The 13,378-nt window shown below is 67.5% G+C and carries 11 protein-coding genes; 3 read left to right on the top strand and 8 right to left on the bottom strand.

All coding sequences use genetic code 11. The features are described from left to right. Positions 1 to 202 precede the first annotated feature (202 nt). Positions 203 to 2,374 (bottom strand): phosphocholine-specific phospholipase C, encoded by a 2,172-nt coding sequence (locus U5798_RS19425; protein WP_322082906.1) that lies wholly within the window; start codon positions 2,372 to 2,374, stop codon positions 203 to 205. 228 nt (positions 2,375 to 2,602) lie between these two features. Between U5798_RS19425 and U5798_RS19420 the strand changes: the two genes are divergently transcribed. Then, entirely contained in the window at positions 2,603 to 3,520 is a 918-nt protein-coding gene (locus tag U5798_RS19420) for a LysR family transcriptional regulator (protein WP_322082905.1), read from the top strand. A 95-nt stretch (positions 3,521 to 3,615) separates the two neighbouring features. Here the strand turns inward: U5798_RS19420 and U5798_RS19415 are convergent, their stop codons facing one another. Then, complete coding sequence (locus U5798_RS19415; protein WP_322082904.1) at positions 3,616 to 5,256, bottom strand: L-lactate permease; 1,641 nt, start codon at positions 5,254 to 5,256, stop codon at positions 3,616 to 3,618. Between the two features lie 518 nt (positions 5,257 to 5,774). On the opposite strand from U5798_RS19415, the gene U5798_RS19410 reads away from it, so the two are divergent. Further along, positions 5,775 to 6,086, top strand: coding sequence for a DUF4148 domain-containing protein (locus tag U5798_RS19410; protein WP_124455806.1), 312 nt, complete (start codon positions 5,775 to 5,777; stop codon positions 6,084 to 6,086). 83 nt (positions 6,087 to 6,169) lie between these two features. Here U5798_RS19410 and gshA read toward each other — a convergent pair whose 3' ends face one another. From gshA to ada, 3 genes are all read right to left on the bottom strand, one after another. Then, positions 6,170 to 7,783, bottom strand: a complete 1,614-nt coding sequence (gene gshA, locus U5798_RS19405) for a glutamate--cysteine ligase (RefSeq protein ID WP_322082903.1) — start codon at positions 7,781 to 7,783, stop codon at positions 6,170 to 6,172. Positions 7,784 to 8,247: 464 nt separating this feature from the next. Beyond that, positions 8,248 to 9,207: a DNA-3-methyladenine glycosylase family protein gene (locus U5798_RS19400; RefSeq protein ID WP_322082902.1), complete on the bottom strand. Its 960-nt coding sequence runs from the start codon at positions 9,205 to 9,207 to the stop codon at positions 8,248 to 8,250. Then, complete coding sequence (ada, locus tag U5798_RS19395) at positions 9,204 to 10,295, bottom strand: bifunctional DNA-binding transcriptional regulator/O6-methylguanine-DNA methyltransferase Ada (RefSeq protein ID WP_124455810.1); 1,092 nt, start codon at positions 10,293 to 10,295, stop codon at positions 9,204 to 9,206. Before ada ends, U5798_RS19400 begins: the two co-directional genes overlap by 4 nt. Positions 10,296 to 10,725: 430 nt before the next feature. Between ada and U5798_RS19390 the strand changes: the two genes are divergently transcribed. After that, entirely contained in the window at positions 10,726 to 11,139 is a 414-nt protein-coding gene (locus U5798_RS19390) for a VOC family protein (protein ID WP_322082901.1), read from the top strand. Positions 11,140 to 11,160: 21 nt separating this feature from the next. On the opposite strand, the gene U5798_RS19385 is transcribed toward U5798_RS19390, so the two are convergent. The 3 genes from U5798_RS19385 to speG all read right to left on the bottom strand — a co-directional run bounded on the left by U5798_RS19385 (position 11,161) and on the right by speG (position 13,296). Continuing rightward, positions 11,161 to 11,715 carry a YaeQ family protein gene (locus U5798_RS19385; RefSeq protein ID WP_124455812.1) on the bottom strand — a complete coding sequence of 185 codons (555 nt, stop codon included), beginning with the start codon at positions 11,713 to 11,715 and terminating at the stop codon, positions 11,161 to 11,163. A gap of 189 nt (positions 11,716 to 11,904) precedes the next feature. Further along, entirely contained in the window at positions 11,905 to 12,252 is a 348-nt protein-coding gene (gene sap1 / locus U5798_RS19380; RefSeq protein ID WP_034190197.1) for a surface attachment protein Sap1, read from the bottom strand. A 486-nt stretch (positions 12,253 to 12,738) separates the two neighbouring features. Beyond that, positions 12,739 to 13,296 carry a spermidine N1-acetyltransferase gene (gene speG, locus U5798_RS19375; protein WP_124455813.1) on the bottom strand — a complete coding sequence of 186 codons (558 nt, stop codon included), beginning with the start codon at positions 13,294 to 13,296 and terminating at the stop codon, positions 12,739 to 12,741. Positions 13,297 to 13,378 lie beyond the last annotated feature (82 nt).

The following is a 13,378-nucleotide window of genomic DNA, read 5'->3' as shown; positions in this document are numbered from 1 at the left end:
CGGGCAGGCAGCGACGCTGCGGGTGAAAACGAGGGCGCCATATCGGCGAATGATCCTTGTATACCCTCGGCTCGACACATTGTCAACAGTTTTCAGTTTCCAAAAGCCAATTCCGCCTGCCGGAAAGTACCTGGCGCCCCGGCAGGCGGTGATCGGCGATCGCGCGGCGGGCGAACTTCCCGCCTCGCGCGACGTGCGGCCGTCAGGCCGTGGGCTTCACCGGCCCCGGATCGCTCTGGCTCGGCCGGCCCGTCTCGACGTGGCCCGCGAAGCGGCGCACGACCTTGTCGTCACCGCCGCGCAGCGTCGTCGCGGTAATCGTCAGATCGTACCAGCCGTGACTCGACGACAGCGCGAAGTGATCCTCGACACGCTCGCCCGGCTCCAGCGTGTAGGTGCGCGCCTGCGCATGGCTGTACGCGTTGTCGACCGTGATGCGGCACGTCGCGCGCCCGCTGTTGCGCAGCTGCAGGTACACGTGGCGGTTGCGCACGTCGTAGCCGATCTTCGCTTCCGGGTTCGCGTGGCGGCCGTCCGCGGCGAGCCGCGTGTTGCCCTGGAACTCGCACAGATAGCCGTTCGGGCCATAGGCGGCGAGATGGTACTCGCCGCGCGCGGCCGACGTGCTCCAGGAATCGGCGAAGCGGTCGTGCGCGGACACCGCGTAACGGCGCGGCGGCGTCGCCGGGTTGCGGCGGTCGTACACGTAGAACGCGGCGCCCGCGTCACCGGAGTTCGCGAAGTCGAGCGACACGCTGTCGTCGCGGCCATGCACGTGGGCGTGCACGAACAGCTCGTACGGCAGCGCACGCGCCGGACGCGTGCCGGGCTCCTGCGCCGGCATCGACTGCTGCGCGGGCACCTGGTACGCCTGGCCGGCCGTCGCGATGTGCTGCGGCACCGTGAAGCTCACCGTGCGCGTGTCGGGGCGCGCGGAGAAGTCGAACGCCGACGTGAGGTCGCCGCAGATCGACCGGCGCCATGCGCTGATGTTGGGCTCCTTCACGCCGAAGCGCGCTTCGAGGAAACGCAGCACCGACGTGTGGTCGAACGTCTCCGAGCAGACCCAGCCGCCCTTCGTCCACGGCGAGATGATGATCAGCGGCACGCGCGGCCCGAGGCCGATCGGCTGGATGCCGCCCGGGTCGGCGCCCGGCACGAGCGGGCTCATTTCGCCCGGGTACTTGTTCAGGTCGAGCAGCTCGTCGCCGAGGTTCGACAGCAGGTTCGACGACACGATGCCCTGGCCGCCCACGCCGCTCGTGACCGGCGGCACCGGCGGCACGACGTGGTCGAACAGCCCGTCGTTCTCGTCGTAGTTGAGGATGAACACCGTCTTCGCCCACACCTCCGGGTTCGACGTCAGCGCCTCGAGCACCATGTTGATGTAGAACGCGCCGTCGGTCGGCGACGCCTGCGGGTGCTCGCTGTACTTGTACGGCGACACGATCCACGACACCTGCGGCAGCCGGTTCGCCTGCACGTCGGCCTTCAGCTCGGCGAGCGTATGGTCCGATGCGCCCTTGTCGACCAGCGGGCCGCTCGCGCCCTCCTTCACCTGGAAGCGCTTGAAGAACATCAGCGAGTTGTCGGTGTAGTTGTCGGTCGGGTCGCCCGGGATGCCCGTGCCGCCCTGGTACACCTTCCAGCTGATCTTCGCGTCCTCGAGGCGCTCGGCGTAGGTCGTCCACGTGTAGCCGTTCACGTCGTCGCGCTCGCCGATGCCCGGGCCGTTCGGCGGGTTGCCGTAGATGTTGCGCGGGTCGACCGTGCCGGTCCACAGGTAGATGCGGTTCGGCGCCGTGTCGGCGTGCGCGGAGCAGAAGTACGAATCGCAGATCGTGAACGCGTCGGCCAGCGCGTAGTGGTACGTGAGGTCCTGGCGCTTCAGGTAGCCCATCGTCAGCACGTCCTGCTTCTGGTTCACCCACTGGTCCCACTGGCCGTTGTTCCAGGACAGGTGGCCGCTGCTCCAGCCGTGGTTGGTGCCCGGCTGGAATTCGGTCGTCTGCTTCGGGTCGAGGTAGAACGGCAGCACGTACGGCGCCGACGGATCGAGGCCGCGCGAATGGTAGTTCTTCGTGAACACCGACGCCGGCGGCTGTTGCCACACCGGCGCACCGCTCGGCAGCAGGTGCGGGCGCGGGTCGTTGAAGCCGCGCACGCCGCGCAGCCCGCCGAAGTAATGGTCGAACGAACGGTTTTCCTGCATGAAGATCACGACGTGTTCGACGTCGCGGATCGTGCCCGTGCGATAGGCGGCCGGCATCGCCAGCGCGTTGCGGATCGCGGGCGGAAAGCCCGCGTAGGCGGCCATCGCGCCAGCCGACTGCGCGGCGAGGCGCAGGAAATCGCGTCGATTGTTCGAGGACATGAAGAGAACCCTGTTGTCGATAGGAGTGGGGCGCCGGTCGAGCGGGGCCGGCGGTGGTGCGTTGCCGTTATTACCCCGCACCGGCATGTCCCGGCCGTGACCGGTTACCGCAGGTTTCTTTGGGTGACCCACAAGAATTTTTCGAAGCGGCGCACGACGCGCCTTTCATGCGGCCGACACACGCGTGCGCTACGCTGACGCGCGATACAGAGGGGGAGAAGCCGAGTCGTGTTCGATCAGCTGAAGGCGTTCCACGCGACCGTCCGGCAGGGCAGCATCACGCGCGCCGCGCGCCACCTGGGCGTGAGCCAGCCGACGATCGCCGCGCAGATCCGGCAGGTCGAGCAGGTGTACGGCGTCGAGCTGTTCTACCGCAGCGGCCGCAAGCTCGAGGTCACCGAAACGGGCATCGAGCTGCTGCCGCTCGTCGAGAAGATGATCGCGCTCGAAGCACAGGCCGACATCATGCTGCGCAACGTCGGCGGCCTGTTCGAAGGCCACCTGCGGATCGGCGCGACAGGCCCTTACTACATCATGGATGCGGTCGGCCGCTTCTCGAGCGCGCATCCGTCGATCGCGCTCACGTGCCGGATCGGCAACTCCGAGGAAATCCTGCAGGCGCTGCAGGAGTTCCGCATCGACCTCGCCGTCTCGTCGCAGCGCAACGACGCCGACGGCCTCGAACGCAAGGTGATCTCGACCGATCCGCTCGTGCTCGTCGTGCACCGCAACCATCCGCTCGCGCGGTTCGACGCGATCGATCCGGCGCAGCTCGCCGACGTGAGGCTGCTGATTCGTGAAGAAGGCTCGGTCACGCGCCGCTGCACGGAGACGATCCTCGCGACGGCCGGTGTCGCGGCCGTATCGGTTGCCGAGATCGGCAGCCGCGAAGCGATCCGCGAGGCGATCCTGCACGGCGTGGGCGGCAGCCTGTTTCCGCTCGGCGAGGCCGAGCGCCATCCGGACCTGCGCGTGATCGCGTTGCGCGGCGTCGGCACGACGATCGACGAATACGTGTACTACCTGAAAGCACGCCGCCAGAGCCCCGCGATCGACGCGTTCCTCGCCTGCATCTTGCCGGACGGTGCCGAGGCGGCCCGCGCAGCCGACCAGGGACAACCCAGGCGGCGGGCGAACGCGCGCTGAGCGGCCGCGCGCTCGCCGGTTCCGCACTCGACTGGCGCTTTTCCCGCGCCTTCCCTCGTGTTTCCTCGTGCCTTCCTTCCGTCGTTGCGCTCACCTCATTTCGGCAGTGCCGGAATCATCCACGTCAGCACGTGCTGCTGCAGGAACACCAGCACGCCGAGCAGCAGCGTGAGGATCACGCTGTGCCAGAAGGTGCGCGCAAACACGACACCTTCCTGCCCTTTCAGGTCCGTCGTCGACACGCCCGTCGCGATGTTCTGCGGCGAGATCATCTTGCCCATCACGCCGCCGGACGAGTTGGTCGCGGCCATCAGCACCGGATCGAGGCCGAGCTGCCGGGCGGCCACGACCTGCAGGTTGCCGAACAGTGCGTTGCCCGACGTGTCGCTGCCGGACAGGAACACGGCAATCCAGCCGAGCGACGCGGACACCAGCGGGAACAGCGCACCCGTCGACGCGACGCCGGTGCCGAGCGTGTAGCTGATCCCCGAGTAGTTCAGCAGGTACGCGAGCCCGACGATCATCATCACCGTGACGATCGCGATCCACGTCTGCCGCCACGTCTTCACCACGCATTCGACGAACGCGCCGGGGCCGGTGCGCGTCAGCGCGGCCGTGACGATCGCCGACAGCAGGATCGCGGTGCCCGTGCCGAGCGGCTGGAAATCCCAGATCGCCGCGTACGGCTTGTGATACAGCGACACGAACACGGCGTTGTGCAGGCCCGGCCACTTGATCTTCACGTCGCCGATCGCCGCGATGTTCGCGTGCACCCACACGATCACGACCACCGACACGACGAGCCACGGCAGCCAGCCGCCGAAGCCCGCGCGCGCGGCGCCGGCTGCCGCCGGCACGCTGCGCGCGAGCGCGTACTGCGGATCGGGCTGCGGCTTCCACACCTGCAGGAAGCCGATCGTCACGATCAGCGACGTGAGCGAGGACAGCACGTCGGTGAGCTGGTAGCCGAGGAAGTTCGACGTGACGAACTGCGCGAGCGCGAAGCTGCCGCCCGACACGAGCAGCGCCGGCCACAGCTTCGAGATCGAGCGCAGGCCGCCATACGCGCCGACCACGTAGAACGGCAGCAGCAGCGCGAAGAACGGCAGCTGGCGGCCGACCATCTGCGCGAGCGTCGCGGGCGGCAGCGACGTGACCGCGCCGAGCACGGTGATCGGCACGCCGAGCGCGCCGAACGCGACCGGCGCGGTGTTGAACAGCAGCGTATAGGTGAGCGCTTCGAGCGCGGGGAAGCCGAGCGCGATCAGCAGCGCGCTCGTGATCGCGACCGGCGTGCCGAATCCGGAGATCCCTTCGAGCAGGCAGCCGAACGAGAACGCGACGACGAGCAGCACGAGGCGGCGGTCGTCGGGCAGGTTGTCGAGCATCCACTGCCGGAACTGGTCGAAGCGGCCCGACTTCACCGCGATGTTGTACAGCAGCAGCGCGTTGAAGACGATCCACATCACCGGCACGACCGCGAGCGCCATGCCGGCGCCGACCGCATTGAACGCGAGCCCGGCCGGCATCCCCCATGCGCCGATCGCGACCGCGAGGCCGGCGACGAGCCCGGCAAGCGACGCCTGCCACGCGGGGCGGCGCAGCACGCCGAGCGCGATCAGCGCGACGGCGATCGGGATCGCGGCGACGAGAAACGACAGCAGCAGCGAGTTGGCGACAGGTGTCAACGGCTGCGCGAAGACGATGCCGGACGGTAGGGCGTCGGTAGGGTTCATCGTGTCTCCAGATGTCGACCCGAGTTGGCGCTTTAGCGCTTACTCGGGTCCCATGCCTTGCGCTGTCGACCCGAGTTGGCGCTTTAGCGCTTACTCGGGTCCCATGCCTTGCGCTGTCGACCCGGGCTGGCATGCCGATGCCCCCGGGTTCGGTACAAGGCGATGTCCTGCGGTCACGACCGCGATCAGGCGCTTGCGCACGCAACGACGTTGCACGGCCAACCGATCGGTCGCTTAAAAGAGGTTAGGAGGCGCGTGGCGCTTGTACAAGGGGGACAAGCCCGATGCGCGACGACCCGATACGGCCGCGGCGCCGCACGATGACCGGTGGATGGCGGGCGGCTGTCACGTTCGACAGGAAGTCCGGTCACGCCGTCGCCCGCGCAATGTTGCACGCGCGACAAAGGTGACTGACGGCAACGCGGGTGTTTCGTCCGGCATCCGAAGCCTAGACTGGCTGCATCGATTCCGGCCGGGCCAGAAACGGCGCGGCACCGGAACCTCACGGAGCAAGCACGATGAATACGATGAAACACACGGCATGCGCCCTCCTGCTGATGGGCGCGGCCTTCGCCGCCCACGCTCAGGCGGCATCGACGGTGACGCGCGCGCAGGTCCGCCAGGAACTCGTGGAGCTGCAGGCCGCCGGTTACCGGACGAGCCTCGCAAGCAGTCCCGACTTTCCGGAGAACATGCGGGAGATCATGGAGCGTGCCGCGCGGGCGCGCGGCGAGGACGCCGGTTACGGCAACGACGGCCGGGTGAACGGTGAATCAGGCAAGCCGGCGCTGCCGCGCGCGATCGACCGCGACACGTACGCCCACCACTGATCATTGACGGAACCGGCCCGATCGCACCGCAGAGCGGCGCGGCGCAGGCTGCGCCGGCCGCTTGCGCGATCGTCAGGCGCTGGTCAGACGCTGAAGCGGTTCAGCGTATACGCGCGGTAGGCCGCCACGAACGCGTCGAACGATCCGGCCTCTTTCGCTTCGAGCTCGGCCTGCTCGGCCAGCGACTTCGCGGCGAGCGCCTGCTCGGTGCGCAGCGTGTCCGCCGACGGCGGACGCGCGCGGAAATGCGCGGCATGCGCTTCGCTCTGCGCGAGCGCGAACGCGAGGAACGACTGGCCGTTTTCGCGCATCGTGCGCAGCACGCGCGCGGACGGCGTGCGCTCCGGATCGGCGAGCTTCTCGCGCTGCGCGGCAATCGCGCGCGCATGCTCGTCGCCGCCGCGAATTTCGTCGAGACGGCGGCCGATGGTTTCGATATCGGCCATCAGCTCGTCGGCCCACTGCTGCAGCGTGATCGACTGGCCGTCGCGCGTGAGCGCGAGCCCCGGCTTGCGGCCTTCCATCGTCACGCTGCCGAAGTTCGCGTTCGCTTCCTTGTACGCCTCGCAGTCGAGCGGCGCGCTTTCGTCCAGCGCGCACGCGAGCAGGAATGCGTCGATGAAGCGCGCGGTTTCCAGCGCGATGCCGGTCGGCTCGAACGGATCGATGTCGAGGCAGCGCACTTCGATGTACTGCACGCCGCGCGACGCAAGCGCATGCAGCGGCCGCTCGCCCGAATACGTGACGCGCTTCGGCCGGATCGTCGAGTAGAACTCGTTCTCGATCTGCAGCACGTTCGTGTTGATCTGGATCCACTCGCCGTCGCGGTGCGTGCCGATCGCCTCGTACGCCGGATACGGCTCGCTCACGGCCTTCGACAGCGCGTCGAGATAGCCGGGCAGCGTGTTGTAGTCGACGTGCAGCGCGGCCTGGGCCGTCGTGTTCGAATAGCCGAGATCGCTCATCCGCAGGCTCGTCGCATACGGCAGGTACAGCGTATCGGCGTCGAACGTGTCGAGCTTGTGCGGCTTGCCGCGCAGGAACTTCGTGTCGAGCGACGGCGACGCGCCGAACAGGTACATCAGCAGCCAGCTGCGGCGGCGGAAGTTGCGGATCTGCGCGAGATAGCGTTCCGACTGGTAGTCGACGAGCGTGGCCGTCGAGCCTTCGTCCGCATGCAGGCGCCGCCACACTTCCTCGTGAAGCGAGTAGTTGTAGTGGATGCCCGCGATGCACTGCATCGTGCGGCCGTAGCGATACGCGAGGCCGCGCCGGTACACCGTCTTCAGGCGGCCGATGTTCGACGAGCCGTAGTCGGCGATCGGAATCTGGTCGTCGGCCGGCAGCAGGCCCGGCATCGAGTCGTTCCACAGCATCTCGTCGCCGAGCGACGCATAGACGTAGCGATGCAGATCGTCGAGGCGTTCGAGCGTGATCGTGGCGTCGCGCTCGGCCGGCGTGATCAGTTCGATCAGCGCTTCGGAATAGTCGGTCGTCAGCGCCGGATGCGTGAGCGCCGAACCGAGCGCGCGCGGATGCGGCGTGAACGCGATCATCCCGTCGCGCGTCACGCGCAGGCTTTCCTTTTCGATGCCGCGCAGGCCGTCGGGCAGATGCTGCCGCGTCGGGCCCGAGCTCAGCGCTTCGAGACGATTCAGCAGCAGTTCGGACTGGCGGTGAGTCATGGTGTTCGACATGGAGACGCAAGTGCGTGACGGCCGCGCGCAGAGTGCCGCGCGCGGCCGGCTGGATTGTTGGTCGCTTCGTTGGTAGCGGGCACTTTAACATCTCGCCGAAACACGCGCTTGAGGTGGCTCCGGGCCGGGTGCGCGGGCTTGAGCGGGCCGCCGGACGGGCCGGCCGAGGTTCTCGAAACAAGCGTGACCGGTTCCAGGCGGCGCCGATCGTCACGCCGGTCAGCCGAATTCGTCGGACGGAACGTGGGCAGCAAACAGGTGGCGGCAGGTGCAACCGCGCTACCAAACCGACCGGGAAATGATGCGTGCGCCTGCATCGCACGCGCGAAATCCGGCAGGCGCCGGACTCGCGGAATGGCCGCGACTGCCCGCATCCGGCGGGCAGCCTGGGGCGGCCTGCACGGCCTGCGCAACGGGTTGCATCGCGGCCCGGCCTGGTCGCACCCGGCCGCATGCCGCCGCGCTCACCCGCCGCGCGCGCCGCCCGCCCGGTCGGCCACTTCGTTCCACAGATGCAGCGCCGCATACGCGCGCCACGGCCGCCAGCCTTCGGTGCGGCGCTTCTGGCTGGTGAGCCGGTCGAGCGCCGGATCGCGCGCGGCGATCGACTGCATCAGCACGAGATCGGAGGCCGGCCACGCGTCCGGGTCGCGCCACGCGCGCATCGCGATGTACTCGACGGTCCACGGGCCGATGCCCGGCAGATCGAGCCACGCGCTGCGCAGCGTCGCGAGATCGGCATGTGCGTGATCGACCGGCACGTCGCCGGCCGCTACCGCGCGCGCCACGCCCGTCAGTGCCGCCACCCGCTTGCCGGGCATCCCGATCTTGTCGAGATCGCACGCGGCCAGCGCGTCGGGCGTCGGGAAACGCCACGCCGGCGCGCCGTCGTCCTCGTGCACCACGCGCTCGCCTGCCCTTTCCACGAGCCGGCCGACGATCGTCGTCGCCGCCTTCACGCTCACCTGCTGGCCGACGATCGCACGCACGGCCAGTTCGAACCCCGACCATGCGCCCGGCACGCGCAGCCCCGGCGCGGCCTCGACGAGCGGCGCGAACCACGGATCGCGCGCGAGCCCGCCGCCGATCGCGGCCGGATCGGCGCCGAGGTCGAACATCGTCGCGACGCGCGCGGCGAACGCCTCGTCGACATGGCGCGCAACGGCCCCTTCGACGGTCGCGATCAGGCAATGCTTGCGCGGATGTTTCGCGACGGTGAGCCGGCCGGCATCGCCGTGCAGGTCGACGATGCGGCGATACATGCCGTCGGCGACCTGCTCGACGCCCGGGATTGCGCGCCCGCTGAAGAAGCGCAGCACGCGCGCCCAGTCGTACGGCGCCTTGTAGCGCAGCTCCATCTGCGCGGACGGCGGCACATGGCCGCCGTCCGCGATGGACGTGATCGTTGCTGTTTCGATGCTCAAACCTCACTGCCCTCCGTCACTGCTTCGGGTTCATCGTTGTGGGCATGACGCGCCTCGGACGCGAGCAGCGTCGCCTTGCGGCGCACGCCCCAGCGATATCCGGCGAGCGCACCGCCCTTCTGCACGACACGGTGGCACGGAATCGCGAGCGCGACCGGGTTCGACGCGCACGCGGACGCGACGGCCCGCACCGCGCGCGGCGAACCGAGCGCCTCGGCAATCTCCGAGTAGCTGCGTGTTTCGCCGTACGGAATATGCGTCAGCGCTTCCCATACACGTTGCTGGAACGCAGTCGGCGCGATGTCGAGCGGCAGGTCGAATGCGTGCCGCGTGCCGTCCAGGTACGCGCGGATCTGCGCGACGAACGGCGCAAGCCGCGCGGGCGCTTCGACCAGTTCGGCGCGGGCAAATGCGTCCTTCAGTTCGCCGACGAGCGCCGCCGGTTCGTCGCCGAACGCGATCCGGCAGATGCCCTGATCGGTCGCGGCGACGAGCACCGTGCCGAGCGACGTCGACGCGGTCGCATACTCGATCCGCAGGCCTGCGCCCTGGCGGCGGAACGCGGACGGCGCCATCCCGAGCTCGCGCGGTACCGACGCATAGAGCCGCGACGGCGAATTGAAACCCGCGTCGACGGCCGCCTGCGTGACCGGCTGCCCGCTTTGCAGCGCCTGCCGCAGCGCGGCGCCGCGCTGCGCGGCCTGGTACTGCCGCGGCGACACGCCGACCACGCGCTTGAAGAGCCGCTGCAGGTGGAACGGGCTCACGTGCACGGCGTCGCTCAGTTGCTGCAGCGTGAGCCGCTCGGCATGCGCGTCGAGCACCGCGCATGCGCGGTTGACGATCTCGAGCTCGCGCGGCAGCCCTTCCGGCTGGCAGCGCTTGCACGGCCGGAAGCCGGCCGCGCGTGCGGCCGCCGCATCGGTGAAGAACGACACGTTCTCGCGACGCGGCTGTCGCGATGCGCAGGTCGGACGGCAGAACACGCCGGTCGTGCTCACGGCATAGAAGAACGCGCCGTCCGCATGCGGATCGCGCTCGGTCACGGCGCCCCAGCGGGCATCGTCGGTCGGATAGGCGGTTTTCATCTGAACCTCGTACGCTTTAGTGTAGATGGTGCCTACTCTAGACATCGGCACATGCCGTCGCGCCCTGAATCTTGCTCTGTGATTCGATCGACGAACCGGGGACGCATCAGTTGACAATAAATCCGACGAAACGGGCGCGGCGGCCGTTCCGGCGCGATTTTCGTCATCGTCCCGTCACTCTTTTGCTGCACTGCGGATGCGACAAATCGCCGTCCTGACGTTTTTTTGCAATCGGAATATTGCGTCGCACCATCGCCGTGTGTATAGTTGGAACTGTCTCCTCCATGTCTCCTCCTGATATGGATTAAGCCCGCTCCGCACTGCGTGAGCGGGCTTTTTTTCGTCTGTCGATTGTGCCGCGTTCCGGCCTGCGGCGCAGGCGCGATGCGCCTACACTCGATGCTCGTCGACAGCGAAGGAGTAACCGTTCATGAAGCCCACCATTCGCGGGATCGATCACATCGTGCTGCGCGTGACCGACATGGCGGCGATGACGCGCTTTTACTGCGACGCCGTCGGCTGCCATGTCGAGAAGGAGCAGCCCGATCTGGGCCTCGTGCAGCTGCGCGCCGGCGATGCGCTGATCGACCTGCTGACGGTCGGCGGCCCGATCGACCGTCCCGACAGCGGCCCGCCCGGCACCGGGCGCAACCTCGATCACCTGTGCCTGCGCGTCGAGCCGTTCGATCCCGACGCATTGATCGCCCATTTCACCGCGCACGGCGCGCGGCCGGACGCGCCGGCCGAACGCTACGGCGCCGGCGGCTACGGGCCGTCGATCTACCTGTTCGATCCCGAAGGCAACATGGTCGAAGTCAAGGGGCCGCCGGCCGCGCTCGGCTGAACGCGGCCGGCGCGCGGGCCGTTACGCGTCCGCGCGCGCCTTCAGCACCGTCCATTCGACCGCGACCGGATCGTGGTCGGCGCTCGAGATCCATGCGGCGCCGTCCTGCACCGTGCACTGCAGGCGCATCGTGCGCTCCGCGAGCCGCCCGAGCGCGGTCGCGACGCCGTCGGCAAGCGACAGCACCTGCACGTTGCGCAGCCGCTCGACCTTGCTGCGCACACCCTGCCACCAGATATCCGACGTCTTGCCGCCGTACGCGATCACCGTGACCTGCCCGGCGCGGCCGGCCGCCTTCGAGATGCGACGTTCGTCGGGCTGGCCGGCCTCGATCCATACGTCGATCGCGCCCGTCAGGTCCTTCTGCCACAGATCGGGCTCGTCGACGTCCGACAGCCCCTTGCAGAATTCGAGCCGCTCGTGCGCGAACAGCGCGAACGCGACGATGCGCACCATCATCCGGTCGTCGGTTTCCGACGGATGGCGCGCCACCGTCAGCGCATGATCGGCGTAGTAATGCCGATCCATGTCGGCGATTTGCAGTTCGGCTTTGTAGATCGTGGATTTCAGCGCCATGCGGAGTCGGCCCGGGCGGGCATTCGGTTCGGTCGGGCCGTGATGATACCGAATGCGCGCCGCCCGGCGCGTGTCATGCGTCCTCCACAGCGCAACGGCCCGGCATCCGCCGGGCCGTGTTCGGTTCGCGCCGCCGGCCCATCGGGCCGGCGCGCTCGCGCGTCGTGCGACTGCGCGGGGATCGACCGGTTACTGCTTGACGAAGCGCGAATCGGTCCAGAGGCCTTGCTGGTCGCTGTTGTCGGCGCTGACGAACTGCACATCGCCCTGGTCGACCGACACCACGCGGAAGCGCTGGCCTTCCGGCACCGACAGGCAGCGGAAGTCGTCGAAGTATTGCTGCTTCGCCTGCGACTTCCCGTCACGCTCGTGATTCAGTACGGAATCCAGATTGTCTTTCGACAGGCAGCCCCAGGCATTCTTCGTCAACTGGATTTCCTGCTTCGGCTTGACGGCCGAATCGCCGCCGGCCTGGGCAATCGACACTGCGCAAAATGCGCCGACGAGGGCAAAAAGGATACCGGTACGCTTCATCATGTTCTGTCTCCAGGCTGCGGGCACCAGGCTTGGGTTAGCTATGCGTTTAAAGATGATCGTGAACCCGCGTTTTTCACTTTAGAAGACCGGCAAACGATAGCAAGCACATTTGTTGTGCGACCGCAATAGCGGCGGATTGTCGCACCCCGTGCGCAGCCCGTTTTTCGCTTGCCGCGCGCCAGCAGCAACGCTCGGCGCGCAGCAGGCAGGCCCGTGACGCCAGGCGCAAAGCATTGCCAGGCAGGGCTTTCAGGAAAGTTACATTGCGACAATTGAACGGTTTGGATAATCCATTTCGCCATCTGGATCATTTTGATGCGCCGCACATAAAGTCATCCGAAATGATTCAACTTTACTGCCGCGCGGAATCGCAAATACCTGATACAAGAAAAATGCCAGGTATAAGCGAATCCGTATTTATCCGTAGTTCCCCGAATGGTTACGGTGCCCGCGGAATCCCGCCGCGAGCATCTTTCGTCAGCGCGTTTACCCTGCCTTATTCGGGCTGGCTTGCTGATGCTCGAAATAATCGCGCTGGAAAATGCACATGCGATACGCGTTGTGATACGCGCCGTTGCCGAAAAACTCCTCCTTCAATTCGGCCTCGTGCTGGAATCCGCATTTCTCGTACACGTGAATCGCCGCCGCATTCGACGTATCGACGATCAGGTACAGCTTGCGCATGTTCAGCACCTTGAATGCGTACTCGATCGCGAGGCGCGTCGCCTGGCCCGCGTAGCCGCGCCCCTGGCAGTGCGGCGCGATGATGATCTGGAACTCGCCGCGGCGATGGATGTAGTCCAGCTCGATCAGTTCGACGAGGCCGACCAGTTCGCCTTGCGCATCGACCGCGACGAAACGGCGTTCGCGCTGGTCGTGCACGTGGCGGTCGTACAGTTGCGACAGCTCCGAGAAGGTTTCGTACGGTTCCTCGAACCAGTAGCGCATGATCTTCGCGTCGTTGTTCAGCTCGTGGACGAAGCGCAGGTCCTGGCGCTCCAGCGGCCGCAGCGCGAGCGTGTTGGTATCGTTCTGGAGTTGCATGTTCATGTCCTTTTTGATGCCGGCGCACGTGCGGAATGCCCACGCGGCACGGCCGCGTCCGGGCTCGTTTCGCACTGTAAGA

The sequence above is a fragment of the Burkholderia sp. BCC1972 genome (assembly GCF_905339605.1).
GTDB lineage: Bacteria > Pseudomonadota > Gammaproteobacteria > Burkholderiales > Burkholderiaceae > Burkholderia.
The sequence above is the reverse complement of the archived record's forward strand: the minus strand, read 5'-3'. Positions and strand labels throughout refer to the sequence as shown.